The 25,373-nt window shown below is 45.8% G+C and carries 24 protein-coding genes; 20 read left to right on the top strand and 4 right to left on the bottom strand.

Annotated elements, in window-relative coordinates; all coding sequences use genetic code 11:
- Positions 1-19 precede the first annotated feature (19 nt).
- Together E2R66_RS01535 and E2R66_RS01540 are read right to left on the bottom strand one after the other, a co-directional pair.
- Entirely contained in the window at positions 20-2,443 is a 2,424-nt protein-coding gene (locus E2R66_RS01535) for a GumC family protein (RefSeq protein ID WP_240049203.1), read from the bottom strand.
- On the bottom strand, positions 2,443-3,162 hold the full coding sequence (locus E2R66_RS01540) for a polysaccharide biosynthesis/export family protein (RefSeq protein ID WP_158288316.1): 720 nt from the start codon (positions 3,160-3,162) through the stop codon (positions 2,443-2,445). The genes E2R66_RS01535 and E2R66_RS01540 overlap by 1 nt, the downstream gene beginning before the upstream one ends.
- Positions 3,163-3,322: 160 nt before the next feature.
- On the opposite strand from E2R66_RS01540, the gene E2R66_RS01545 reads away from it, so the two are divergent.
- The 10 genes from E2R66_RS01545 to E2R66_RS01590 all read left to right on the top strand — a co-directional run bounded on the left by E2R66_RS01545 (position 3,323) and on the right by E2R66_RS01590 (position 13,567).
- Positions 3,323-4,069: a glycosyltransferase family 2 protein gene (locus E2R66_RS01545; RefSeq protein ID WP_133229532.1), complete on the top strand. Its 747-nt coding sequence runs from the start codon at positions 3,323-3,325 to the stop codon at positions 4,067-4,069.
- Positions 4,070-4,136: 67 nt separating this feature from the next.
- Positions 4,137-5,237: an MraY family glycosyltransferase gene (locus E2R66_RS01550; protein WP_133229530.1), complete on the top strand. Its 1,101-nt coding sequence runs from the start codon at positions 4,137-4,139 to the stop codon at positions 5,235-5,237.
- A 65-nt stretch (positions 5,238-5,302) separates the two neighbouring features.
- Positions 5,303-6,298: a type I glyceraldehyde-3-phosphate dehydrogenase gene (gap, locus tag E2R66_RS01555; protein WP_133229528.1), complete on the top strand. Its 996-nt coding sequence runs from the start codon at positions 5,303-5,305 to the stop codon at positions 6,296-6,298.
- Positions 6,298-6,732, top strand: coding sequence for a GNAT family N-acetyltransferase (locus E2R66_RS01560; RefSeq protein ID WP_133229526.1), 435 nt, complete (start codon positions 6,298-6,300; stop codon positions 6,730-6,732). Before gap ends, E2R66_RS01560 begins: the two co-directional genes overlap by 1 nt.
- 99 nt (positions 6,733-6,831) lie before the next feature.
- Complete coding sequence (locus tag E2R66_RS01565; protein WP_133229524.1) at positions 6,832-8,022, top strand: phosphoglycerate kinase; 1,191 nt, start codon at positions 6,832-6,834, stop codon at positions 8,020-8,022.
- Between the two features lie 82 nt (positions 8,023-8,104).
- Entirely contained in the window at positions 8,105-8,815 is a 711-nt protein-coding gene (locus E2R66_RS01570) for a LolA family protein (RefSeq protein WP_133229522.1), read from the top strand.
- Positions 8,816-8,840: 25 nt separating this feature from the next.
- Positions 8,841-9,377, top strand: a complete 537-nt coding sequence (locus tag E2R66_RS01575; protein ID WP_133229520.1) for a YcxB family protein — start codon at positions 8,841-8,843, stop codon at positions 9,375-9,377.
- A complete protein-coding gene (locus tag E2R66_RS01580; RefSeq protein ID WP_133229518.1) occupies positions 9,368-9,811 on the top strand; it encodes a GNAT family N-acetyltransferase in 444 nt (147 codons plus the stop codon). The genes E2R66_RS01575 and E2R66_RS01580 overlap by 10 nt, the downstream gene beginning before the upstream one ends.
- Positions 9,812-9,905: 94 nt before the next feature.
- Positions 9,906-11,621, top strand: a complete 1,716-nt coding sequence (locus tag E2R66_RS01585) for a GMC oxidoreductase (protein ID WP_133229516.1) — start codon at positions 9,906-9,908, stop codon at positions 11,619-11,621.
- A gap of 89 nt (positions 11,622-11,710) precedes the next feature.
- Positions 11,711-13,567 carry a CocE/NonD family hydrolase gene (locus E2R66_RS01590; protein ID WP_133229514.1) on the top strand — a complete coding sequence of 619 codons (1,857 nt, stop codon included), beginning with the start codon at positions 11,711-11,713 and terminating at the stop codon, positions 13,565-13,567.
- A gap of 230 nt (positions 13,568-13,797) precedes the next feature.
- On the opposite strand, the gene E2R66_RS01595 is transcribed toward E2R66_RS01590, so the two are convergent.
- The gene (locus E2R66_RS01595) at positions 13,798-14,163 is read right to left on the bottom strand and encodes a DUF1304 domain-containing protein (RefSeq protein ID WP_133229512.1); all 366 of its coding nucleotides are present in this window, start codon (positions 14,161-14,163) and stop codon (positions 13,798-13,800) included.
- A gap of 58 nt (positions 14,164-14,221) precedes the next feature.
- On the opposite strand from E2R66_RS01595, the gene E2R66_RS01600 reads away from it, so the two are divergent.
- From E2R66_RS01600 to E2R66_RS01615, 4 genes are all read left to right on the top strand, one after another.
- On the top strand, positions 14,222-14,644 hold the full coding sequence (locus E2R66_RS01600; protein WP_133229510.1) for a VOC family protein: 423 nt from the start codon (positions 14,222-14,224) through the stop codon (positions 14,642-14,644).
- Between the two features lie 67 nt (positions 14,645-14,711).
- Complete coding sequence (locus E2R66_RS01605; protein ID WP_133229508.1) at positions 14,712-15,137, top strand: hypothetical protein; 426 nt, start codon at positions 14,712-14,714, stop codon at positions 15,135-15,137.
- A gap of 63 nt (positions 15,138-15,200) precedes the next feature.
- On the top strand, positions 15,201-15,635 hold the full coding sequence (locus E2R66_RS01610; protein WP_133229506.1) for a hypothetical protein: 435 nt from the start codon (positions 15,201-15,203) through the stop codon (positions 15,633-15,635).
- An 85-nt stretch (positions 15,636-15,720) separates the two neighbouring features.
- On the top strand, positions 15,721-17,232 hold the full coding sequence (locus E2R66_RS01615) for a glycoside hydrolase family 32 protein (protein WP_204985844.1): 1,512 nt from the start codon (positions 15,721-15,723) through the stop codon (positions 17,230-17,232).
- Positions 17,233-17,421: 189 nt separating this feature from the next.
- Here the strand turns inward: E2R66_RS01615 and purU are convergent, their stop codons facing one another.
- Positions 17,422-18,246, bottom strand: a complete 825-nt coding sequence (purU, locus tag E2R66_RS01620; RefSeq protein ID WP_133229504.1) for a formyltetrahydrofolate deformylase — start codon at positions 18,244-18,246, stop codon at positions 17,422-17,424.
- Positions 18,247-18,703: 457 nt separating this feature from the next.
- Between purU and mraZ the strand changes: the two genes are divergently transcribed.
- The 6 genes from mraZ to mraY all read left to right on the top strand — a co-directional run bounded on the left by mraZ (position 18,704) and on the right by mraY (position 25,343).
- A complete protein-coding gene (mraZ, locus tag E2R66_RS01625; protein WP_133229502.1) occupies positions 18,704-19,159 on the top strand; it encodes a division/cell wall cluster transcriptional repressor MraZ in 456 nt (151 codons plus the stop codon).
- Positions 19,160-20,062 (top strand): 16S rRNA (cytosine(1402)-N(4))-methyltransferase RsmH, encoded by a 903-nt coding sequence (rsmH, locus tag E2R66_RS01630; protein WP_133229500.1) that lies wholly within the window; start codon positions 19,160-19,162, stop codon positions 20,060-20,062.
- A complete protein-coding gene (locus E2R66_RS01635; RefSeq protein WP_133229498.1) occupies positions 20,059-20,472 on the top strand; it encodes an FtsL-like putative cell division protein in 414 nt (137 codons plus the stop codon). The genes rsmH and E2R66_RS01635 overlap by 4 nt, the downstream gene beginning before the upstream one ends.
- Complete coding sequence (locus E2R66_RS01640; protein WP_133229496.1) at positions 20,469-22,565, top strand: penicillin-binding protein; 2,097 nt, start codon at positions 20,469-20,471, stop codon at positions 22,563-22,565. Before E2R66_RS01635 ends, E2R66_RS01640 begins: the two co-directional genes overlap by 4 nt.
- Complete coding sequence (locus E2R66_RS01645) at positions 22,562-24,022, top strand: UDP-N-acetylmuramoyl-L-alanyl-D-glutamate--2,6-diaminopimelate ligase (protein ID WP_133229494.1); 1,461 nt, start codon at positions 22,562-22,564, stop codon at positions 24,020-24,022. Before E2R66_RS01640 ends, E2R66_RS01645 begins: the two co-directional genes overlap by 4 nt.
- Before the next feature lie 79 nt (positions 24,023-24,101).
- Positions 24,102-25,343 (top strand): phospho-N-acetylmuramoyl-pentapeptide-transferase, encoded by a 1,242-nt coding sequence (gene mraY, locus E2R66_RS01650; RefSeq protein WP_133229492.1) that lies wholly within the window; start codon positions 24,102-24,104, stop codon positions 25,341-25,343.
- Positions 25,344-25,373 lie beyond the last annotated feature (30 nt).

The raw sequence follows: 25,373 nt of genomic DNA on the forward strand, positions 1-25,373 counted from the left end.
GTGTAAAAAAACGAAATATTTATTTAAACCAACGTTTCATGTTCCACCATTTTTTCTTTTCATCATCTATGTAGTAGCCCGAAGATTCGTAGTTACCGCTATAATCTGAGTAGTAATAATACCGGTTGCTGTAGTCGCCGGTGAACCTTGTGGTATAATATCGGGAATGCAGCAAATCTTCGGCAAAGGCATTCAAAACGATTACGGTGTTATCCAGGTGGTACTCTTGTGCAATGCGTTGTGGTATGGTTGCCGAGTAGTATTTAGATTTGCCTGACCGTATCACGAATATGTTGATATCGCTCATGCGGATGAGCGGAATAGAATCTGACACCAGGCCGATAGGGGCCGTATCTATCATGATGATATCATATTTCAGGTGCAACGCAGTAATCATTTCTTTCATCCGTTCGGAGTGCAGCAATTCTGACGGGTTTGGTGGTACGGGCCCCGATACGATGAAATCGAGGTTTTCCTGTTCAGAATGCGAAATAATATCCTCAAGGGCGGTTTGGTGCGCAAGGTAACTGCTTAGACCGGTATCATTAGGTACGCCAAAGGTGCGGTGTAATTTAGAGCGCCTTAAATCGCCGGCTATCAAAACAACTTTCTTATCTATCAGCGACAGCGTACTTGATAAATTTACCGCCACGAAAGATTTCCCTTCGCCGGCTACTTCGGATGTGATGCAGATGATTTTACTTTTCTTTTCGGACGCAATAAAACTGAGGTTGGTACGTACCGACCGTACCGATTCGGCAAATATCGATTTGGGCTTGCTTATAGCCAAAACCTGAGAATTATCTTCGTCTAAGGCTTCGGGGAATTTTCGTATAACGCCGATGATGGGTATGGCAGTAAGACTCTCTATGGTTTCTTTATCGTAAATGTAAGGGTTGAGTACCCTAATCAGGATAATAAGGCCCAAACCGGCAGCTAACCCAAAAACAATCGCCGTGCGGTGGATATCGTGCTCGTCTGGAGATACCGGCGAGAAATTGGGTTGCGCCCTCTCGATGATAGTTGCTCCCGGCAATATGCCCGATCTTGTTATTTGGGCCTCCAATTTTTTCTCGGATAAAAAGGAATATACTTTTTCGCTTATTTCAAAATCGCGCCTTAAGCTTATCATGTCGCGCTCGGCACCCGGAAACATGGATATTTGTTTATTTACAACCGCAAGCTGTGAAGAAAGGAAGTCCATATTTCGCTTAACGGTGTTATAAGTATTAGTCAGGCTGGTTAGGGCCGATGATTTTATTTCCAGGATGTTTTTATTAATAGTTTGTATTGGCTGCGAATTGTAGGTATAAGTTTTCAATAACTCCGTGCGTTCGTTCAGCAAATTATCCAGGCGGGTAACCAGAATCGGCAGGTTAGGGTCAACCTGCCCGCTACCCGCATCAAAATTTAAATTAAGGTTGTTCTTCTCCTTGCTTATTTTGTTTTTTACATCGTTGATGGCTATCAATTGCAGGTTCAGAATAGATTGCTGGGCTTCCAAGTCTTTTGCCTTGGTAAGGGCTGCGTCGGCCGCCGCACTTACTTCCATGAGCTTGTTTTTTTGCCTGAAAGTCTCTATTGATTTTTCGGAGCCTTTTACCTCGTTGGAAAGGTATTTTAGCTGACTGTCTATAAAATCGATCATCTGCGTAGCAGATTGCGTTTTGCGATTGCGATCGTATATCAAATACTCATTCATAACCGCGTTTAGTGCATCCGCAGCAAATTGGGGGTTGGCATCGGTAACTTGTATGGCCAATACGTTTGAATTCTTTGCAGTTTCTGCAACGCGCAGGCCGCCGCGTATACGCCATACAAAATCTTCGGGCGCGTTAAATTTGAACAAGATAACCGAACTTTTATTGATATCTCCCGGGTAACTTATCATGAAAGTAGTAGGCCCCAGGGTTATGGGTTTGTTATAGCTGCAATTTTTTACTGTTTCTTTTCCCGCTATTTTGTAGGTGAGCGAGAAATTATTTTGGTTTAAAGACTTATACGATATGATGTCGCGGTAAAAATTAAGGCTATCGAAATCGACTTTTTCTATATCGAGTGGTTTTTGCGGATAAAGTTCGCTGGTGCGTACACGGCCTTCTACAAAAAAGCTGATAGGATAATTAAGATCTTTTACGGCGTTTAAAATAACCGCAGGGCTTTGCAAAACCGACGTTTCGCTTTGTATACGAGAAGGGCCCCTGTCTGATGTGGCCAGCACGTTTGAAAGGTCGGCAATTTCTGATTTCTTTTCCTCCAGCTTCATGATACCGCCCGTGGCAAAAGTTTTTGGAGTGTACCAAACATAAATGTACGACCATAAAACAAAAACAGCCAGCGATCCGGCCACCCAATACCACCTGCTTATTAATATCTTGCCAATTTTAAAATAATCCACTTCCTGGTTAGGAAGTTTTTTCTGGAGATTTTCTGTTTCTTCCATTATAACCTGCTAAGCGTAAGTAAAATTAACGCCGTATTCAGTATAAGTAAGGCCGGCTGTATTGTCGTATTTAAATTTTGAAGCTTATCAGTTCGAATGGCTCGTTTGTTTTGGGCAACGTATATCACGTCGCCATTTTGTAGTATGGCGCGTGGATCCGTTATTGAATTTACATCGCCAAGGTCAACTTCAATTACGGTTTTTTGCGTGCCGTTGTGTCTAATGATTTTGATGTTTGTTTCGTTAGCACCCGAGGTAAGCCCCCCTGCCTGGCCAATTAGCTCAACAAGGGTGGTATTATCTTTCAATAGCGGGAAACTGCCTTGTGAAGCGGCCTCACCAAAAAGTGTCACTTTTAAGTTAACCACCTTTATGTCGAAGATGGGGTCTTTCAGTAACTCTGAGCGGTAAAGGCCTTCAATTTTTTTTGCAGCTTCCGGGCGGGTAAGGCCGACAACAGCTATGTGACCCAAAGCAGGCAGGGCCACGGTGCCATCTTCGTCAACCTCAAAGGTTTGCCCTTGAGCGCCACCGCCAGTGCCGCTACCAGAACCTGTTGCCGAAGCAGGCACTTCATCAACTATATATTTAATATTTTGCAGGTTGCGTATTTGTAGTACATCCCTTGGCTGTATGCGATAGGTACTTGCAACCGGGAAGCTTTTTAAGGTTGTTGTATCTGTAGCTGCGCTGGTTACCTTTGCGTTTTTAAAAAGCATATGGCTTTGCTTGTACGAGCACGAAGAAGCAAAAAAAAGCAAAACAACTATGCAAACAGAATATATTACACGCATACACTTTGCCGCCAATGTTATTGATATATTAGACGGCGACTTCAAAAATACATATTTTGTGCTTAAATAATTGTTTTTTTCCAAAGTGGGCCAATTAAAAATATCCATCATAACGGTCTGTTACAACGCTGCGGGCACTCTTGAGCGCTGCATAAAATCGGTTATCAGCCAATCGTACAATAACATAGAATATATCGTAATTGACGGAGGATCTACCGACGATTCGCTTACTATTATCAATAGTTTCCAACACAAAATCAATATTTTGATAACTGAACCCGACGATGGTATATACGATGCCATGAACAAGGGCATTGCCCTGGCAACAGGCGATGTGGTTGGCATGTTGAATGCTGATGACGTATTTGCAGGAGAATGGGTAATAAGCGATATTGCCGCCGCATTCGAAAAAAACAATACAGATATATTATATGCCGACCTCAATTATATAAAACCCGATAGTATTATTCTGCGTAAATGGCGATCAGGTGCTTACAAACATGGTTTGTTTAACAAAGGCTGGATGCCGCCGCACCCTACCTTTTACTGTAAAAGGAACTTGTTTGGCCTTTTTGGTAATTATAGCCTCGAATATGGTACTGCTGCCGATTATGAACTGATGGTGAGGTTTATACATGTAAACAAAGCGAGTGTGTTTTACCTGAAAAAGGTAGTTGTTAACATGTTTACGGGTGGTGTTAGTAATAATAGCTTTGCAGGGCGCGCCAAAGTATTATTTTTGGATTTGAAAGCAATGCGAAGAAATCATATTAATTATCCAATTATTGCGCTGCTTTACAAGAGATTAAAAAAGATAGCGCAATTTTTCTAATTTATAGGATATATAATGATATTTGCAGAAATGCATCCATAATTAAGTGCCCCCTCACTAAATATTCATGCCAGCACACCTAAATACATATTTTATTTATTACATTTTAATAGCGTTGTTCTCTATACTGATAACACTGCTGTCAATCCCCTCAATTTTGCACGTTGCGCGTACGCGCCATTTGTACGATGATGTGGGCCATTTTCGTAAGCAGCACGATCATGGTATCCCCCGTTTGGGCGGCGTGGCCATCTTTGCCAGTTTTACCATCACCCTGTTGCTATTTAGCATGATTGATAAAAGTTTGCCGCTTAGCGATTTGCTCACCTCCAGCATCGTATTATTTGCAATGGGGCTTAAAGACGATCTTTCGGGTGTGAACTCCAGCACTAAGTTTTTAATACAATTTTTTGTAGCGGCCATATTAGTGCTGCTGGGCGATATACGCTTCACCAGCATGTACGGCATTTTTGGTATATACGATATTACGTACGTGGCAAGCGCTATTGTATCTATCTTATTCGTTGTGCTCATTGTAAACGCTTTCAATTTAATCGATGGTATAGATGGCCTTGCAGGTATCACTTGTATCGTGGTAAATGGTACATTTACCATTTTATTTATCTATATTAAGCATTATGAACTGGCGGCTATTTCGCTTGCGATAGTGGGCGCAGTAATAGGTTTTTTGCGCTACAACATTACACCAGCCAAAATATTTATGGGCGATACAGGTTCGCTGCTCATCGGCCTTATATCGGCTATTATGGCTGTTAGGTTTATTGAAGTAAACAAAATAACTACGCATAATAGTGTTATTATCTACTCGGCCCCGGCTTTAACGTTTGCAATCCTCATCGGGCCAATATTTGATACACTGAGAGTGTTTATCCTGCGTATTGTGAAGGGCGTTTCCCCGTTTGCTGCTGATCGCAACCACATACACCACCGCGTATTGCGCTTAGGTTTTACGCATCTGCAAACTACGTTGATATTGGCGGGTATTAACATTCTTACGATAGTTATTGTGCTGTTTTTTACCAGTATGGGTAATTTTGTGTTGATGACCTTGATATTGCTAAACTCGCTGGTATTTAACTGGGGCATAACCGTCTGCCTGCGTAGCAAAGAACGCGAAGGTTTTGCCCTGCGCAACCTGTTTGCCTAATATGGCATTCGCCGGATTTTCTCTGGTTTAATTTTACTTAGTTTTGCATCCATAATCATACACTTATGAGGATAGCAATTAACGGTTTTGGCCGTATTGGGCGCATTTTTTTAAGAGCCATACTCCAAAAACACAATATAGAGGTTTTAGCCATAAATGACCTTGCCGATACCGCAACCCTCGCGCATCTTTTTAAATACGATTCTGTGCACCGGGGCTTTAAAGGTACAGTTGCCTTTACCGCAGATACCCTTACCATCAATGGGAATACTATAAAAGTTTATCAGGAAAAAGATCCGATAAACTTGCCCTGGGCGCAACTTGGAGTGGATTTGGTTATAGAATCTACCGGTAAGTTTATTTCTGCCGAGGGTGCCGGCAAGCACCTGCAAGCTGGTGCAAAGCAGGTAGTGATATCGGCCCCGCCTGCCGGTAGAAGCGTGCCTACCGTAGTGCTGGGCGTTAACGACGGTGAAGTTGATTTACGCTCGCCGATACTGTCTAATGCATCTTGCACAACCAATAACGTAGCCGCAATGGTAAAGATATTGGACGACAACTGGGGGATAACCGATGGCTACATTACCACCGTTCACTCTATGACGGGCGATCAAAATCTGCATGATGCTCCGCATAAAGATCTGCGGCGTGCAAGGGCTGCATCGGCATCAATCATCCCAACCACAACCGGGGCGGCCAAGGCCATTACGAACATATTTCCGCATTTGGAGGGCCGCCTTGGCGGCGCAGGCATTCGTGTACCGGTACTGAACGGCTCCCTTACCGATTTTACCTGCAGCCTGAAAGAATCACCTACTGTGCAGCAAATAAACGCGGCTTTTAAAACCGCAGCTGATGGCCCCATGAAAACCATTTTAGAGTACACCGAGGACCCCATAGTGTCTGTTGATATATTGGATAATCCGCATAGTTGCATATTCGATGCGCAGCTAACATCCATCGTGGGTGGCCTGGTAAAAGTGGTTGGCTGGTACGATAACGAGAGTGGTTATTCGGCCCGTCTGGCCGATTTGGTAGAAAAAATCAGCCTTTTGCCCTAATGATAAAATTTATAACCGCAGATGATGTGCTGCCCCTGCGAAACGTGGTATTGCGCGAAGGCAAGCTTACGCTTAACGAATGCCGGTTCCCAAATGACAATGCCGAAGAAGCTTTCCACCTGGGCTGTTACGTCGGGGAAGAATTAGCTTGCGTGGCGTCTTTTCACCCTAAAGGTTACGAAGGGTACGCGGGTAAAGCCTATCAACTACGTGGCATGGCCACTGCAGAACAGTATCGTGGCAAGGGTATGGGCAATATGCTGGTTAACTTTGCTATCACCTATCTACGCGGGCAAAAAGTAAATTATTTGTGGTGCAATGCCCGTAAGGTAGCCGTGTCTTTTTATATGGGCACTGGTTTCGAGGTAATATCGCCAGTGTTTGATGTGCCCGGCATTGGCCCGCATTATGTAATGTATGTTAAAATACAATGAAGTTTTAAGCTGATGCGAACGCCTTTTTAACTTTAAGGTTGGCATTTCTAATAAAAATGTTCAATTTGCGCACCATTCATCAAATCATACTTTAACAATATGAAAACAGTAGATCAGATAACATTCAACGGTAAAAAAGCCCTTATCCGCGTAGATTTTAATGTCCCCCTGGATAAAGACTATAACATTACTGATGATAACCGGATGACCGCAGCATTGCCAACCATCAAGAAAATTCTGACTGATGGTGGCGCCGTGATATTGATGTCGCATCTGGGCAGGCCGAAGAATGGGCCTACAGAGGAATTCTCTTTGAAACATATCGTTCCCCACCTGTCGGATCTCTTGGGTCAGCAGGTTCAGTTTGCTGATGACTGCATCGGTACCGAAGCTGTTGAAAAAGCAAAAGCTTTAGGTAAAGGCGAAGTATTATTGTTAGAAAACCTGCGTTTTTACAAAGAAGAAGAAAAAGGCGATGTTGCATTTGCCGAAAAACTATCCAAACTGGGCGATATTTATGTGAACGATGCATTTGGTACCGCCCACCGTGCCCATGCATCTACTGCTATCATTGCACAGTTTTTCCCCGATGCAAAATACTTTGGCTACCTGATGGCTGCAGAGTTAACCAATGCCGAAAAGATACTAAACAACGCACCTAAGCCTTTCACCGCTATTATGGGTGGCTCTAAGGTGTCTGATAAGATAGAGCTGATAGAGAAACTGCTGGATAAGGTGGATAACCTGATTATTGGCGGCGGCATGGCTTACACCTTTGCTAAGGCAGATGGTGGCAGCATAGGTACGTCATTGGTTGAAGCTGATAAACTGGACCTTGCCCTTAGCCTGCGCCAGAAGGCAAAAGATAAAGGCGTAAACCTATTATTGCCGGTTGATAACGTAATTGCCGATAAATTCGGCAACGATGCCAATACCGATATAGCCAAAACCGGCGAAATTCCTGACAATTGGATGGGCTTGGATATTGGCCCCGAAACCGTTAAGTTGTTCAGCAAGGTGGTAGAAGAATCGAAAACCATACTTTGGAACGGTCCGATGGGCGTATTCGAAATGGAGAAATTTCTGGTTGGTACCAAAGCTATTGCTGAGGCGGTGGCCAAGGCTACCGAAAATGGCGCATTCTCGCTAATAGGCGGTGGCGATTCAGCAGCCGCAGTAGCCAAATTTGGCATGACAGAGGATGTAAGCTATGTATCAACTGGTGGCGGTGCCTTGCTGGAATACATGGAAGGCAAGGAATTGCCTGGTGTAAAAGCCATAAACGATTAAGGAAGTTATTCCTGTTAATATATAGGAGCGGCGGGTTTTACCTGCCGCTTTTTTATTTATATTGAGGGCACAATATAAAGCGATGAAAAACCTATCCAAGCTGCTTTGTTTTCTGGTCTGCCTGCTAACGTTACCCGCTGCTGCGCAGGATTTCCCTTCGGCAGATTCTGTTTTGGCCAGGTATGTTGACGTAATTGGCGGCAAAGCGCGCTGGGCAGCCATCAAAACATCGGAGTTTCATGTAAAGGCTACGGTTGAAGACCAACCGATGGACATACTGGTGATAAAATTAGGCCCCGGGAAATATTACCAAAGCCTTATTGGCAGCGGCATAGATATAAAAGAGGTTTATAATAACGGCAAGGCCTACAATATCATCAACGGTAAGCAAGAAGAAGTTACCGATACAGAGCAATTGGATCACTACGAATTACAATCGCAGATATTGCCGGATATGAGCTATGCACTGTTAAATTATAAGCGGGAAATGTTCGGTATTGATACCATAAACGGCGTGGAATATTATGTGGTGGTGCTTACCTCAAAAAACGGTTCGCGTAATATCAACTACTACGAAAAGGCAACCGGCTTGCTGAAAATAATTGATAAAAAGGGCCGCAAACACTACATGGATGACTACAAGTCTTTTAATGGCTGCCTCATACCCATGGTAATGATAGCCGACATGGGCGAAGGCCGTACCATGAAATCGAAAGTGGTAGATTGGCTGGTAAACCAAAAAACGGATGCCTCGGTGTTCGACGTAAAACACAGTACGAACATCGTACAATAAACAAACCTGCCAGCCTAAATAGAAAATGATAGTACAAACAGTTTTGCAGGAAGAGGATTACTTAACCTACCTGCTTTATTCGGCATCAAAGAATAAACGGAGTAAGGCAAACCGCCGCCGGTCCTGGTTGGTGCTATCTTTTGGTTTTTTTGCCCTAGCCTTTGTATTAAGGTATCAAAATGAATTTTTAGCCTATTGGTTCCTTTTCTGCGGAATCATTACCCTAATTTTTTTTCCGCTATACCAGCGTTATTCTTACAAAAAACATTATCAAAAATTCCTCATGGATAAACTGGGTTACAGGATAGACAAAGAATCTATAATTGATTTTGGAAGCGACATTATAGAAACTAAGGACGCGGGCGGCGAGAGTAAGATATATACTACAGAACTGTCGGAGATCAATGAGATTAGTACACATTATTTCGTCCGCTTGAAATCGGGCGATGCCCTGGTGATTCCCAAGGCTGCGGTAAGCAGCTCTTTTGTGAACGATTTGTTAACCATCTTCCAGAACCCTAATATTCATGTAACACAGGAGTTAGGGTGGAGATGGAAGTAAACCTCACTATCCGCAATTACCAGCCGTGCGACCACGACGCGCTTGCCCAAATTTACCTCCAAAGCCGCATCAGAACTTTTTACTGGCTCGATACTACACCGTACGCGCTCGCCGATTTTAATGCCGACACCCTGGGCGAAACATTGATAGTCGCTCTGGTGGGCCATGAGCCGGTAGGTTTCCTCTCCATTTGGGAGCCGGATAATTTTATTCACCACCTTTACGTTCATCCCCAGCACGTTGGCAAAGGTATTGGTAAGGCGTTGCTTAATAAGGCCGCCTTGCTTTTTGATGCACCTCTGAAATTGAAATGCCTGAAACAGAATGAACATGCTTTGGCCTTTTATCAATCGCAAGGCTGGGCGGCGTTTGGCGGGGGAGAGGATATAAACGGGGCCTATTTAGAGCTTACAAACAAATTATCTGTTTCGTAGTATATTGCGGTCGAAACGGGGCTTTATTGACCTGCTTATATTATTCAATGACTGCTACTAAACAATAATATCAGAGCACCTAACATGCAATATCATGACTGACGTAACTTCGAAAGGGAATCTGGCACATACTTATGATGCAATTGTCATCGGCTCCGGCATCAGCGGCGGCTGGGCAGCCAAAGAGTTTTGTGAAAAGGGACTAAAAACCCTGGTGCTTGAACGCGGCCGAAATGTAACACATTTGAAAGACTACCCAACAGCTACAAAAAATCCATGGGATTTCCCTCATCGCGGGCAGTTGGCATCCGAAGACAAGGGTAAAAACCCAATTGCCGATAAATGTTACGCCTATACCGAAGCAACAAAGCATTTCTTTGTTAAAGATGCAGAGCATCCGTATGAACAAAAAAAGCCCTTTGATTGGATTCGTGGTTACCAGGTGGGTGGTAAATCATTATTGTGGGCCAGGCAAACGCAGCGATGGAGCAAATTTGATTTTGAAGGGCCTGCACGAGACGGCTTTGCGGTTGACTGGCCCATTAGATACGACGATATAGCGCCATGGTACAGTTACGTAGAACGCTTTGCCGGCATATCGGGCAATAAAGATGGCCTGGATACCCTGCCCGATGGCGAATTTTTACCTCCATGGGAAATGAATGTGGTAGAGAAAACGATGCAAAAGCGAATAATGGCCGCCTATAAAGACCGCGACGTGATCATCGGTCGCTGTGCCCATTTGACCCGGCCAAATCAAATTCATTTAGATCAAGGTAGGGGGCAATGCCAGGCACGCAGCCTTTGCGATAGGGGATGCCCCTTTGGTGGCTATTTCAGTTCCAACGCATCAACGTTGCCATGGGCAGCAAAAACAGGTAACCTAACCCTCCGGCCATTCTCGGTAGTTCATTCTATTATTTATGATGAAAAACTGGGTAAAGCTACGGGTGTAAGGGTTATTGATACCCAAACGCACGAGGCAATGGAGTATTTCGCGCGCATCATATTTGTTAATGCCGCTACACTCAACACCAATCTTATCCTGCTCAACTCAACTTCTGCCAGGTTTCCAAATGGTTTAGGTAATGATAATGGCTTGTTGGGTAAATACATGGCCTTCCATAATTACCGGGGCTCTCTAACGGCGAGTATGGACGGCTATGATGATGCTTATTATTACGGGCGCCGCCCAACGGCTGTAATGATGCCCAATTTTAGGAACGTACGTAAACAGGAGACGGATTTTTTACGGGGTTACATGACATTTTATACGGCTACGCGTGCGGGTTGGGGTCATCAGGCCGATGGTGAGCAATTGGGCGGTGGCTATAAAGATAGCATTGCTGAGCCGGGTAATTGGGGTATTTATATGATGATGCAGGGCGAAACCATCCCCAAACGTCAAAACCAGGTAGCCTTAAGTACTACGCAAAAAGATGCATGGGGTGTACCGTTGTTATCCTTTGATATTGCTTATGATGATAATGATGTAAAGTTGATGAACGACTTTTTACAACAAGGTGCCGAAATGCTGGATGCTGCTGGCTGCAAAAACATCAGTACAAACGATAGTAAGCAGGCACCGGGCTTAGATATACATGAAGTTGGTGGTGTGCGCATGGGTAAAGACCCCAATACATCGCTTTTGAATAAATGGAACCAGTTGCACGCCTGTAAAAATGTGTTTGTAACCGATGGTGCCTGCATGACATCGACAGGAACGCAAAACCCTTCGCTTACGTTTATGGCGCTAACGGCAAGGGCGGCAAATTACGCTGCCGAAGAATTAAAGAAGCGAAACTTGTAGTGTTTAACGTAACATATTTATATCAGCCCCTATCTTTAAGGGGCTTTTTTATTTTATTGCTTACTTTTAAAGCATCGAAATTACACCAGATGAAAAAATACTCCCTCATAGTTTTTTGCTTCATTATTTCTGCCTTAGGTGCTTTTGCGCAGGGAGATGCAGCGTACATAAAAGATAACTACACCAAGTACGAATATCAGATACCCATGCGCGATGGCGTAAAGCTATTCACCTCGGTTTATGTGCCGAAAAACCAAAGCGAAAAATATCCTATTATGATGGACCGTACGCCTTACAGCGTAGCACCTTATGGGCTGGATAAATACAAAACCAACCTTGGTCCATCCCCACAGTTTTTAAAGGATGGCTATATTTTTGTTTACCAGGACGTGCGCGGCCGCTGGATGAGCGAGGGTATATATGAAGAAATGACGCCCGAAAAGGAAGTCCACAAAACCAATAAGGATGTAGACGAAGGCACCGACACCTACGATACTATCGACTGGCTGTTGAAAAACCTGCCCGGCAACAATGGTAAGGTAGGGGTGTGGGGTATATCTTACCCTGGCTTTTATACGACTACAGCACTGCTTAGCCGTCATCCCGCGCTGGTTGCAGCTTCCCCGCAGGCCCCGATTGCCGACCTTTGGCGCGACGACGGCTGGCACAACGGCGCGTTTTTCCTGGTGGCCAATTTTGGCTTTTACCCGGGCTTCACCAATCGGCAGGATGATAAACCCACCCAGCGCCGTGGTGGCCGTTTTAACCCCGGCACCAATGATGGCTTTAAGTTTTTTATGGATATGGGCTCCATGAAGAATACCAATGATAAGTATTTTAAAGACACCATCCGCTTGTGGAATGAGATGATGGACCACCCCGATTACGACCAGCATTGGAAAGACCGCAATGTATTGCCCCACCTACACGATATTAAGACCGCTGTGCTGGTAACCGGCGGCTGGTATGATGCCGAAGACTTGTATGGTGCCATAAACACCTATAAAACATTAGCCCAAAAGAACCCTAAAACGCCTGTTTACTTTGCCATGGGCCCCTGGGTACACGGCGGCTGGGCGCGCGGCAACGGCGACCACCTGGGCGAAGTAAGCTTCGGTGGGCCAACCGGGCCTTATTACAGGGAGAAGGTTGAGTTCGCTTTTTTTAGCCACTACTTGAAAGGGACGCCGCTGGATATCCCTAAAGTGTCTACCTTCCAAACCGGTACCAACCAATGGAAAAGCTTCAACACCTGGCCACCAAAGGAGGCCGAGGACAAGAATCTATATCTGCTGCCCGGCGGCAAGTTATCCTTTACCGCACCTACGGCCACTACGGATGATTACAAGGAATGGGTATCAGACCCGATGAACCCGGTGCCTTTTATAGATGGTATCGACTTCGACATGAAACGCGAGTATATGACAGCCGATCAGCGCTTCGCCGAACGCCGCCCCGATGTACTTACCTACAAAACCGACGTGCTGGATGCCGATGTAACTATCGCCGGCAACATATGGGCGAACCTCAAATTCAGCACCACAGGTACGGATGCCGATTTGGTGGTGAAAGTACTGGATGTTTATCCCGATACTGCCGCCAACAACCAGTTCACCGGCAAGGATATCAGCATGGCAGGGTACGAGCAAATGGTACGCAGCGAACCCATTCGTGGTAAATACCGCAATGATTTTTCGAAACCCGAGCCATTTGTGCCAGGTAAGGTAACCCCGGTAAATTTTGAATTGCAGGATGTATTGCACACCTTCAAAAAAGGCCACCGCATCATGATACAGGTACAAAGCACCTGGTTCCCGCTCATAGACCGGAACACCCAGCAGTTTCAGGATATTATGAAAGCCAAGGACACCGACTTTACCAAACAAACGCACCGCCTTTACACCTCAAAAGCGCATCCAAGCTTTTTGAAGGTGCGGGTGATGTAAGGGTTTATAATACTGCCTCTTTTGTTCCTTTTTTTGGCTGCCTGCAACGCGCCAAAGCCTTGGCAAGTGTTCACGGTGTCGCGCGTGAATATCGTGAACACTTGCAAATAGTTAGTAATCAGGTTTTTGTAAATTTTAGAATGGTGTCAAAATACTGCCACCACTACTGCGGTTACTATCTGCTACATTGGCGCAATAAGGTTGCTGCTTCACCCCGCAACTTTTGCATCCTACATCCACACCAACAACGCCACCAAAGCAATCGCCGCAGGCAAAAATTGCTTCATTAAAATTCCTTTGCTGGCGGTAAGTCCGCCATAGAGGCCGGCTACTACAACACAGCTCAGAAAGAACATCGCAACGTTTTTACTCCATACCGCATCGGCAATAAGTAATGACCATATCAACCCTGCCGAAAGGAAGCCATTGTAAAGCCCTTGATTGGCGGCCAGCGTTTTGGTAGGCTCGAACAAATGTTTGGGTAAGCTTTTAAAGGTGGCTTTGCCCTTGGTGGTCCATGCAAACATCTCTATCCATAAAATATAAATGTGCTCTATGGCTACCAGGCCTATCAGTATCTGTGCAATCAATTTCATAAGTTTGGGTTTATTTGCCTAAGGTATAAAAATAGGCCGATGTCTAAAATCCATAATTATGAAGCAAGCGACTAACCTAAAAATCAATGCTATCCAGCACATAGGCATCCCGGTAACCGATATTGCCAACTCGCAGGCTTTTTATGAACGCCTTGGCTTCGCCAATGTAATGCAGGCTGGTTTTGGCGCCGAAGACGCACGCGGCACCTGTGTAATGATGAAGCGCGACAGTATGATATTGGAACTATACCAATTGCCCGAAAGCGAATTAGCGGAGATTAAAGCAAGGGGCAACGGCCATATCGACCACGTAGCTTTCGATGTATCGGATATCGACGAAACCTACGCGATTATTAAACAGGCAGGTTTTGGTATTATAGAATCCGAACCCGTTTTGCTGCAATTTTGGACCCGCGGCTGCAAGTATTTTAACATCACCGGGCCCGATGGCGAGCGGCTGGAGTTTAACCAGGTATTATAGCCGCTTTAATAGCGGGCGGATGTAGCACTTTGCCAGGCTGCAGCGTAATGCTCATAAAATAGATTGTATGCTTAAGAAACTAACCCTGCTGCTATGCTTATCGGCCTTTGGCATAGCCGCCTGCACCAAAAATAGCAAAAATGCTGCTTGCAATTTGCAACAGGCCTGTACCCAGGAGTTCAGGTCATTCGGAATCCAATTTGTTAATAGTGCAGGCGATAACGTTGCAGTAAAGGATGTTACCGTTGTAAACCTACGCACAAACAAACCGGTTGTGGCCAGGAACGTGCTCGACCCCGGCTTCTCGCCAAATATTTATTTTGTTGCCACCGATAGCAATAAGGACGATTTTTCTGCCGAAGGCGATGAGGTGAAGATAACGGCTACCAGCACTGCTACCAATAAAACGGCGTTCGCCATTGTTAAAATCAGCGGCGGCAGCTGTAATTGCCACATCAGCAAAATATCGGGTCCGGATAAAGTAGTATTCTAACAGGTTTGTATTTGCTGCCAACAATTACCGCCTTTTAGTGTTGTGCCTAAAAAGCCGATGCCCATGAAACGCACCCTCTACGTAAAAGTGATTTCAGCTTTACTCATCATAGCTGGTTTTTCGGCCTGTAGCCAAAAACTTAAACCAGCGGGTTGCCCAACCGACCAGGTATGCACCATGATATTTACTACCCTCAGCGTAAATTTTGTGGATAAGGCTGGGAACCCCGTAACGGTAAAAGATGTTAAGGTGCTCAATTTGCGTACCAACGTGGCTATTTTAGCGCAGGGGATGGGTAGTATGATGAGCCAACCCGGCAAATACACCTTGGTTAGCGATGCCAACAAAAAACAATTAAGCACCGAAGGAGACGACCTAAGGATAACCGCGACAAACACCGCCAACAACAAAATGGTAACCGCCATTATCAAAGTATCCGGCGGCTGCAATTGCCACGTAAGCAAAGTGTCTGGCGCGGATAATATCGTGTTTGAGTAAATGGTGCCGTGCGCTTAATAAAATGCGCAATCTTTTTTGTGGTTCAATTGTTAAACCGTAACATTACCATTGTAAACCGCTATTCATGAATACTTTTAAAGGAATGCTTTTTGCCTGCTGTATGTTAGCAGGCCTTGCTGCCGTTGCGCAAAAATCAACACTATACCACGAGCCCCACCGCCCGCAATTTCATTTTTCGCCTGCTGCCAAATGGATGAATGATCCAAACGGCATGGTGTATTATAAAGGCACCTACCACTTGTTCTTTCAGTATTATCCAAAAGATATCGTTTGGGGGCCTATGCATTGGGGGCACGCCACCAGTAAAGATCTTATCCATTGGAAACAATTGCCCATTGCCCTTTATCCCGACAAACTCGGCTACATCTTCAGCGGCAGCGCGGTGGTTGATGTAAACAACACCTCGGGCTTTGGCAAAAAAGGTCAGGTGCCTATGGTAGCTATATTTACGCATCATGATCCGGTGGGCGAGAAAGCCAATACCGATAATTTCCAGAACCAGAGCATCGCCTACAGCCTGGACGAAGGAAAGACCTGGACCAAGTACGCCGGTAATCCCGTAGTAAAGAACCCCGGCATCCGCGATTTTCGCGACCCGAAAGTAAGCTGGTACGCCGCAAAACACAAATGGGTGATGACCCTCGCCACCAATGACCGCATTACATTTTACAGCTCGCCTAACTTAAAGGACTGGAAAAAGGAAAGCGAGTTTGGCGAAAAGCAAGGCAGTCATGGCGGCGTTTGGGAATGCCCCGATCTGTTCCCGCTTAAACTAAATGGCAAGGAGTATTGGGTACTCATTGTAAGCATTGGTTCCGGCGCGCCTAACGGCGGCTCGGGCACGCAGTATTTTATTGGGCAATTCAATGGCAATACGTTTACGGCTATAGACGATGAAACCCGCTGGATTGATCACGGTCCCGATGATTACGCCGGCATCACTTGGTCTAACACCGGGGCGCGTAAGATATTCCTCGGTTGGATGGCCAACTGGCAGTATGCCAACCAGGTGCCAACCGCAACCTGGCGCAGCGCCAACACCATCCCGCGCGATTTGGCTTTGAAACAAATCAATGGCGATATATACCTCGCTTCTACGCCCGTTAAGGAGCTGTCGGGCATCGCTGCAAAAGCTATAGATGTGCCTGCAGCTGCCTTAAAGGGCGGCAAGGATATTGCCTCCGCCATTAAACTACCAGCACTTTACAGTCTTAAGTTCAAGATGGATTCTGCGGAGGATTATTTTATCACCCTGAGCAACGATGCAGGCGAATCGCTGGTGATCGGCTACAACAAAAAAGCCGACCGTTACTTCATCAACCGCGAAAAATCTGGCAAGGTTGATTTTAATAAGGAGTTTGCCAAATGGAGTTTCGTGCCGAGGCTGGCTACCGGTAAAGCCTCTTCGGTAGAGTTGATTGTAGATGCATCATCTGTGGAGTTATTTGCCGATGGAGGATTAAGTAACCTTACCAGTACTTACTTTGCATCGAAGCCTTATAATCACCTAAGTATTTTATCCGCAAAAGGAGAGATAAAAGATGTTAAGATAATGCCGCTGAAATCGATTTGGTAGGTTGGGTTATTTCTGAACTCGAATTTTAAGGAATTTTAGGAATTTATCGAATGCTTTCGCCGTGGCTTTCTTATTCTGCACATTCAATTAATTCCTTAAAATTCGAGTTCAGAAAGACAACGACAATGCAATAGGTTTTACGCAATAAAGAGGGAGAAATAATTGTAACGCGTTACGCAGGTAAAGGCTTTACTCCAATACCACCGTCCTGTTCTTGTAAACAAACACCCTGTCGTCGAATACCAGCTTAAGGGCTTTGGCCAATACTGCCGTTTCTATCTCTTTGCCGGCTTTTACCATATCCTGCACGGTGTGGGAGTGACTGGCCGGGATGATTTGCTGGGCTATGATGGGGCCTTCGTCCAATTGGTCGGTTACGTAATGGGCCGTAGCGCCTATTAGCTTTACGCCGCGTTCATGCGCCTGGCGGTAGGGGCTGGCACCTGCAAATGCCGGTAAAAACGAATGGTGGATATTAATGATCTTCTTATCGAACCTGCCTACGAAACCTGCCGATAGTATCCGCATGAATTTAGCCAGCACCAGATACTCATATTCATAGCCGCTGATGCAATCCAGTAGGCTTTCCTCAAAGCCATGGTTGTCGCCCGCGAACGGAATGTAGATGAACGGTATATCGAACCGGCGGCAGATATCCTGCAATGTATTGTGGTTGCCAATTACGCATTGCACACTGGCCCCAAGGGTTTTGAAATAGTTGCGCACCAGTATATCGGCCAGGCAATGGTACTCTTTGGTTACCAGCACGATGATTTTCTTTTCGGCATCGGGGTTTATCTTGATGATAGCGCCTTCGGGCAGTATCTCGCGCAGGCCTTGCTCCAGCTCGGGTGTGCCATCGGTACGGTCAACCTCTATACGCATGAAGAAGAGCTGCTCGCTCTTATCTACATGCTCCTGCATAGAAATAATATTGAAAGCTTTTTGCGAAAGCAGTCCCGAGATGGCCGCTACCAGTCCAATCCTGTCGGCGCATTGTATTACGATAATCATTTGATTTTGTCTGAACTCGAATTAAGCGAATTTTTTGAATAAACAGAACTTTATCGGTTAACCCTTTAACTAAATTCTGTCAATTCGGTAATTCCTTAAAATTCGAGTTCAGATAAATCCTCCCACTCCTTCCCACTCAAATGAGTATTTAGGGTTGATTTCTTAATTAAATGCAATTTCTGCTTCCTTAAACTTGGTTTCATCAGCTTATTAGGCGGTTGGCCTTTAAGTGCTGATTGCTTGGGTTTTGAGCCTTTCTCCGTGTTTTTTATAGTCCCTTAAGGTAAATTGCTAATGTGCTTAGTATTAGTTGCTTATTCGGGTTTTCTGCTGCTTCATAATCTACAGGGTACGCAGAATTAAGCACCAAAAATGTTGAAAACTTTTTGGTGGGAAAAAGTGTTAGAAAGTGGAGAAAACTCTACTTTTACATTACTAAAATAGTTTACCAACAAGAATGTCCTATTTAACAGGTGAGTACGAATGCAAGTTAGACGCCAAAGGGCGGCTGATGATCCCTGCGGGCCTCAAAAAGCAGCTCCCGGAAGCTGATGCTGAGGGTCTTGTGATCAATCGTGGCCTGGAGAATTATCTTGTTATCTACACCAAAAAAGAGTGGGACAAAAAATTGGATGAACTGAGCAAACTTAACGAATTCGATAGGAAAAGCATACAGTTTGTGCGTTATTTCACGGCGGGTGCTACGGTTTTGATGCCGGATAGCGCCGGAAGGGTAAACCTGCCGAAGAATTTGTTTGAGCATGCCGGCATCAGCAACGATATAGTGCTTACCTGCATGCTGAATAAAATAGAGGTTTGGGACGCTAAAGCGCACAAAGCGATGATAGCTAACGAGCCCGAGAATTTTGCCGAATTGGCCGAGGAAGTAATGGGTACTAAAAAAAGCGCGTAGATGAGTAATTACCATACCCCGGTTATGCTGCAGGAATGTATTGAGGCTTTAAACATAAAGCCCGGCGGTACTTATGTAGATGTAACTTTTGGTGGCGGCGGGCATTCGCGCGAAATTATGAAGCACCTGGGCGAGGATGGGCAACTGCTGGCCTTTGATCAGGATGCCGATGCGCAGCAGAACAAGATAGCGGATGACCGTTTTACCTTCATTGATCAGAACTTTCGCTACTTAAAGAATTTTTGCCGCCTGCACGGGGCTATCCCGGTAGATGGTATACTGGCAGATCTGGGGGTATCATCCTACCAGTTCGATCAGGCCGAGCGGGGTTTTTCTATCCGTTTTGATGCGGAATTGGATATGCGCATGAACCAACAATCGGAACTGAGCGCCAAGGAAGTGGTAAACACTTACAGCGAAGCCGATCTGCATCGCATCTTCGGCATGTATGGCGAGATACAGAACGCCAAATCATTGGCTAGCACCATCGTTACGGCAAGGTTAAACGGCCCCATAGTAACCGTGGCCGATTTGAAGAACGCCATCAGCAACCGCATTCCGAAAGGGAAGGAAAACAAATACCTGGCGCAGGTATTTCAGGCGCTGCGCATAGAGGTGAACCAGGAATTGGAAGCCTTGAAAGATTTCCTGGTACAATCGGCAGAGGTGCTGGCGGTAGGGGGCAGGCTGGTAGTAATGAGCTACCACTCGCTGGAAGACAGGTTGGTGAAAAACTTCATCGCCAAAGGCAAGTTTAGCGGCGAGGTGGAGAAAGATTTTTATGGTAACGATAACAAACCGTTGGATGCCGTGAGCCGTGGAGCTATCACTGCATCGCCGGAGGAGATAGTAAGCAATAACAGGGCACGCAGTGCTAAATTAAGGATAGCTGTAAAAAAATGAGCAACCGTTTCCGTACAGAAATTCAGGAAGAAGAAGCTGAGAAAGAGCTTATCGTTGATAACAAGCCCGCGCAGGGTTTGCCCGATAACTTCTTTACCAGGTTTTTGCGTAATGGGGTCATCACTACAGATGATGCCATTGGTGCCTTGCCTTTTGTTTTTTACATCGCTTTTCTGTGCATGGTATATATAGGTGCCCGGCATTTAACAGACAATAACATCCGCGAGATAGATAAGGTAGGTAACGAGGTGAAGAAACTGAGTGCCGAGTATAAAAGCATACAAGCCGAGATGGCATTTAAAACCACGCTTACCGAAGTAGCTAAACAAGCCGAAACGGATTCGCTGGGTTTGCACCCATCTGAACAGCCGCCGCAAAAAATAGTAGTAAAGCAGGAGGATGAGCAATGAGTATCAGGAAAAGCATATTATTTAACGTGTACCTGGCTTTTGGGCTGATTATTTTGTTTGCCGGCGCAGTGGTAGTACAGCTTTGTCGCGTGCAGTTGGTGCAGGGCGATAAGTGGAAGGCCATGGCGCACGAGAACTCTACCCGCGTAAAAATCATCGAGGCGGATAGGGGAAATATATTCTCTGCCGATGGCAGCTTGCTGGCAACATCGGTGCCCGAGTATGAGCTGCATATGGATATGATGGCGGCGGGCATTGCCGATGATAAGACTTTCGACGAGCAGATCGAACTGTTATCGGCACAAATGTCCAAATTCTTTAAGGATCAGCCTGCAAGCGCGTATTCGCGCATGTTCCGGCAGGCACGTAAAGAAAAATCGCGTTACCAGTTGGTTAGGCGCAATGTAACTTTTCAGGATCTTGCAGTCATACGCAAGTTCCCGGTGTTCAGTTTAGGCAGGTACAAGGGCGGTTTAATAGTAGATCTGCATAATAACCGCATACTGCCATATCGTTCGCTGGCTGCGCGTACCATTGGCTACCATAACCAGAACATTAAGAACCCGGTAGGACTTGAAGGGGCATACGCGAGCTATATCAATGGTGAAAGCGGCAAGCGGCTGGAGCAGCGGCTGGCCGGCGGCGTTTGGATACCCGTAGACGAGGACCAGGACGTACAACCAAAAGAGGGCGCAGATATTATATCTACCATCGATATCAATTTTCAGGACGTAGCGCAGAACGCACTCATGAAACAGTTGATCAAAGCCGATGCCGAGCACGGTACTGTTATTTTGATGCAAGTAGCAACGGGCGCAGTTAAGGCTGTGGCCAATTTTACACGCATGCCCGATGGTACATTTAAAGAAAAGTACAATTACGCCATAGCCGGCAACCAGGATCCGGGATCTACCTTCAAGGTGGCATCGTACATGGCCCTGCTGGAAGATAGGATGGTTGATACCAATACGCTGGTAAACACGGGCGAATACAAAGTGCCGGGCAATAGCCACGTCATTAAAGATTCGCATGGGAGCATTGGGGTGGTTACAGTAAAAAAGGCGTTCGAAGAATCGTCCAACGCGGCGGTGGCTTTCCTGGTAAACAGGGCATATAACAGTAACCAGGCAAGATTTACCAACCACCTGTACAACTGGCACCTGAACGAAAAAATGGGTTTGCAAATACCCGGAGAAGCAACGCCGGTTATAAAAACCCCAAAAAACGCCAGCTGGAACAAAAACCTTACGCTGCCCCAGATGGCCTATGGTTATGAAATGCAAATGACGCCTTTAAAGATGCTGAGCTTCTACAACGCCATAGCGAACGACGGCAAGTACATATCGCCTATTTTCGTAACAGAAATACGCAGGTTGGGCAATACCATAGAGCGTTTTCATGCACGCACTATCAATGATAAGATATGCTCGGATATCACCCTGGGAAAAATGCGCGGAATGCTGGAAGGCGTCGTAAGCGAGGGGACCGGAAAAAATATCATCCGCAGCGATGTATATAAAATTGCAGGTAAAACAGGTACAGCCCAGGTGGCAGATAATGCCAAAGGCTACAGGACTGAAAAGAAGCAATATCAGGCATCGTTTTGCGGGTACTTCCCGGCAGATCATCCCAAATATTCGCTCATCGTGGTTATTAACGACCCTAAGAACGGGTACTATGGCGCGCAGGTAGCCGGCCCGGCCTTTAAAGAAATTGCCGATAAGGTTTATGCCAGCACGTTGGGAATAGAACGCGCACCGGTGCGTTACGTGGGCAACACCACTCTGCCCAAAACAAAGCAGGGGAATGTTAAGGCGCTTAAACAGGTGTACGGTCAGCTACAGCTTAAGCCGTTATACGCATCCCTTAATAACAGCGTAGATACCAGCAGTGGTATTGCATTTGAGGATACTAAAACAAAGGCGGGCACGGTGCCCAATGTAGTAGGCATGGGTCTTAGCGATGCTTTGTACTTTATGGGCAATGCAGGGTACAAGGTTACGGTACGCGGAAGCGGCACGGTTAGCAGCCAAAGCGTTACCGGCGGCAGCCTGATACCAAAAGGATCAAAAATAACAATTGAACTGGAATGAGATACCTGAGCGATATATTAGAGGGAGTAGCATTTACCGAATTGCAGGGTAGTGCCGATGTGGAAATATCTGCTATCGTGTTCGATTCGCGGCAGGTAGTACCGGGTTCGTTGTTCGTGGCGCTTAAGGGCACCCTTGTTGATGGCCACGATTATATTGAGCAAGCCGTGAAAGATGGCGCCATTGCGGTAATATGCGAAGAATTACCCGCGCATGTAACCGGCGAGGTGGATTTTTTAATGGTGAATAATTCTGCAAAGGCATTAGGCACATTGGCCGCCAATTTTTACGAGAACCCATCATCCAACTTAAAGCTGGTTGGGGTTACCGGTACCAATGGCAAAACTACCATCGCTACGCTGCTTTATAAGCTGTTTAGGGATTTAGGCTACAAATGCGGGCTGCTCTCTACCGTAGAGAACCAGGTAAATGGCCGCGTTATTCCGTCTACCCATACCACGCCCGATCCGGTTGCGCTGAATAAGCTGCTGGCTGATATGGTAGAAGAAGGCTGTGATTATTGCTTTATGGAAGTAAGCTCGCACGCCATAGCACAATACCGGATAGAAGGGTTGAAGTTCTCGGGCGGGATATTCTCCAACCTTACGCACGACCACCTGGACTATCATAAAACGTTCGACAGTTACCTGAAAGCCAAGAAAACTTTCTTCGATAACCTGCCGAAAAGTGCCTTCGCTCTAACCAATGCCGATGACAAGAATGGCAACGTAATGCTGCAGAACACTGCGGCCCATAAAAAGAGCTACGGGTTAAAAAGCATGGCCGATTACCGGGCACGCATCATAGAAAACCAATTTGGCGGCTTGCTGCTGAATATTGATAACGAAGAGGTTTGGTTTAAACTGGTGGGTACCTTCAATGCCTACAACCTACTGGCAGTTTACGCCGCTGCATTATTGCTGGAGCAGGACAGGAGCAAGGTGCTCATAAGCCTGAGCAAGCTTACTGGTGCCGAGGGCCGTTTTGAGTACATTGTTGCGCCCAACAAGGTAATTGGTATTGTAGATTATGCGCACACACCAGATGCCGTACAGAACGTACTGAGCACCATACACGATATACGTAAAGGCAAAGAAAAGGTAATAACCGTAATAGGCTGCGGCGGCGATAGGGATAAAACCAAACGCCCCGTAATGGCAAAGGTAGCCAGCGAGTGGAGCGACAAGGTGATACTGACATCAGACAACCCGCGCACCGAGGACCCGCCCCAGATTATTAAAGATATGGAAGCAGGCATCGACCCGGCATTTAAACGCCATTGCGTAAGCATAGCCGACAGGCGCGAAGCCATCAAAACTGCCTGCATGTTTGCCCAGCCCGGAGATATCATCCTTTTGGCAGGCAAAGGCCACGAGAAATACCAGGACATCAATGGCGTGAAAAATCATTTTGATGACATGGAAGAACTGCTGGAGCAGTTTAAGTTGATGAGTTAATTTGGAGATTTGAGAATTTGAAAATAGTACGGTCTCATCGGTGAAATCACAATAAATCGGTGTAATCAAAAAGAAGCCAATGTTATATTACCTGTTTAGCTATTTAAATAAAAATTACAGTATCCCCGGTACAGGTGTGTTCCAGTACATTACGTTCCGGATGGCTATGGCAGTAATTGTATCGTTGTTGATTACCACCGTTTATGGTCGCCGGCTGATAGACTACCTGCGTTTTAAACAGGTAGGCGAAACCGTGCGTAACCTTGGTTTGGAAGGGCAAATGCAAAAATCGGGCACACCTACTATGGGCGGCATTATCATATTGCTGGGCATATTGGTACCCACCTTGTTGTTTGCCAAGCTGGATAATATCTACATCATTATGATGCTGGTAACCACTGTTTGGTTGGGCGCCATCGGTTTCCTTGATGATTATATCAAGGTATTCAAAAAGAACAAAGAGGGACTTGCGGGCAGGTTCAAAATTACCGGCCAGGTTGGGTTGGCGCTCTTCATCGGGTGGACGATGTACTTCAATAGCAGCATCACCATACGCCAGGAAGTAACGCCCGCTAAATTATACGATGGTCGGGTTGATTATCACCTGCGCGGCGATAAGCAGGTGCTTACGCAGGATATTAAGTCTACCAAAACTACCATGCCATTCTACAAGAACAACGAGTTTGATTATGGCAAGGTGCTGAAGTTTATAGGCCCCGGTTACGAGTATTATGCGCTGGTGGTGTTTATGTTTTTTACCATTATCATCATTACGTTTATCTCTAACGGTGCTAATATAACAGACGGTATAGACGGGCTGGCGACGGGGACTTCGGCTATTATTGGGCTTACACTGGCCATTTTGGCTTATGTATCGGGTAACACGCTCATTGCCGATTACCTCAATATCATGTACATCCCCAACTCGGGTGAGCTGGTAATATTTGCCGGTGCCTTTGTTGGAGCCTGTGTGGGGTTCTTATGGTACAACGCATACCCTGCCCAGGTTTTTATGGGAGATACGGGTAGTTTAGCCATCGGCGGCATCATAGCGGTATTCGCCATTATGATACGCAAAGAACTATTGATACCCGTTTTGTGCGGCATTTTTGTGGTAGAGAATATGTCGGTAATTATACAGGTGGGTTGGTTTAAGTGGACCAAGAAACGCTTCGGCGAAGGCCGTAGGGTGTTTTTGATGGCGCCATTGCACCACCATTACCAAAAGAAAGGCTTCCACGAATCGAAAATTGTAACCAGGTTTTACATCATCTGTATTATGCTGGCTATTATAACGGTGATAACGCTAAAACTTCGTTAGAGGCAAGAAATTAGAATCAAGAGACAAGAC

This window comes from Mucilaginibacter psychrotolerans, from assembly GCF_004519315.1.
Classification (GTDB): domain Bacteria; phylum Bacteroidota; class Bacteroidia; order Sphingobacteriales; family Sphingobacteriaceae; genus Mucilaginibacter; species Mucilaginibacter psychrotolerans.

What these genes read in the sequence shown, in the direction of transcription:
- E2R66_RS01550 (WP_133229530.1), top strand. Translation starts at nt 4,137, where the DNA reads ATGCCAGCACACCTAAATACATATTTTATTTATTACATTTTAATAGCG.
- E2R66_RS01585 (WP_133229516.1), top strand. Translation starts at nt 9,906, where the DNA reads ATGACTGACGTAACTTCGAAAGGGAATCTGGCACATACTTATGATGCA.
- E2R66_RS01535 (WP_240049203.1), bottom strand. Translation starts at nt 2,443, where the DNA reads ATGGAAGAAACAGAAAATCTCCAGAAAAAACTTCCTAACCAGGAAGTG.
- E2R66_RS01605 (WP_133229508.1), top strand. Translation starts at nt 14,712, where the DNA reads ATGCTTAAGAAACTAACCCTGCTGCTATGCTTATCGGCCTTTGGCATA.
- mraZ (WP_133229502.1), top strand. Translation starts at nt 18,704, where the DNA reads ATGTCCTATTTAACAGGTGAGTACGAATGCAAGTTAGACGCCAAAGGG.
- purU (WP_133229504.1), bottom strand. Translation starts at nt 18,246, where the DNA reads ATGATTATCGTAATACAATGCGCCGACAGGATTGGACTGGTAGCGGCC.
- rsmH (WP_133229500.1), top strand. Translation starts at nt 19,160, where the DNA reads ATGAGTAATTACCATACCCCGGTTATGCTGCAGGAATGTATTGAGGCT.
- mraY (WP_133229492.1), top strand. Translation starts at nt 24,102, where the DNA reads ATGTTATATTACCTGTTTAGCTATTTAAATAAAAATTACAGTATCCCC.
- E2R66_RS01635 (WP_133229498.1), top strand. Translation starts at nt 20,059, where the DNA reads ATGAGCAACCGTTTCCGTACAGAAATTCAGGAAGAAGAAGCTGAGAAA.
- E2R66_RS01540 (WP_158288316.1), bottom strand. Translation starts at nt 3,162, where the DNA reads ATGCTTTTTAAAAACGCAAAGGTAACCAGCGCAGCTACAGATACAACA.
- E2R66_RS01590 (WP_133229514.1), top strand. Translation starts at nt 11,711, where the DNA reads ATGAAAAAATACTCCCTCATAGTTTTTTGCTTCATTATTTCTGCCTTA.
- E2R66_RS01595 (WP_133229512.1), bottom strand. Translation starts at nt 14,163, where the DNA reads ATGAAATTGATTGCACAGATACTGATAGGCCTGGTAGCCATAGAGCAC.
- gap (WP_133229528.1), top strand. Translation starts at nt 5,303, where the DNA reads ATGAGGATAGCAATTAACGGTTTTGGCCGTATTGGGCGCATTTTTTTA.
- E2R66_RS01600 (WP_133229510.1), top strand. Translation starts at nt 14,222, where the DNA reads ATGAAGCAAGCGACTAACCTAAAAATCAATGCTATCCAGCACATAGGC.
- E2R66_RS01645 (WP_133229494.1), top strand. Translation starts at nt 22,562, where the DNA reads ATGAGATACCTGAGCGATATATTAGAGGGAGTAGCATTTACCGAATTG.
- E2R66_RS01640 (WP_133229496.1), top strand. Translation starts at nt 20,469, where the DNA reads ATGAGTATCAGGAAAAGCATATTATTTAACGTGTACCTGGCTTTTGGG.
- E2R66_RS01570 (WP_133229522.1), top strand. Translation starts at nt 8,105, where the DNA reads ATGAAAAACCTATCCAAGCTGCTTTGTTTTCTGGTCTGCCTGCTAACG.
- E2R66_RS01615 (WP_204985844.1), top strand. Translation starts at nt 15,721, where the DNA reads ATGAATACTTTTAAAGGAATGCTTTTTGCCTGCTGTATGTTAGCAGGC.
- E2R66_RS01610 (WP_133229506.1), top strand. Translation starts at nt 15,201, where the DNA reads ATGAAACGCACCCTCTACGTAAAAGTGATTTCAGCTTTACTCATCATA.
- E2R66_RS01565 (WP_133229524.1), top strand. Translation starts at nt 6,832, where the DNA reads ATGAAAACAGTAGATCAGATAACATTCAACGGTAAAAAAGCCCTTATC.
- E2R66_RS01560 (WP_133229526.1), top strand. Translation starts at nt 6,298, where the DNA reads ATGATAAAATTTATAACCGCAGATGATGTGCTGCCCCTGCGAAACGTG.
- E2R66_RS01580 (WP_133229518.1), top strand. Translation starts at nt 9,368, where the DNA reads ATGGAAGTAAACCTCACTATCCGCAATTACCAGCCGTGCGACCACGAC.
- E2R66_RS01575 (WP_133229520.1), top strand. Translation starts at nt 8,841, where the DNA reads ATGATAGTACAAACAGTTTTGCAGGAAGAGGATTACTTAACCTACCTG.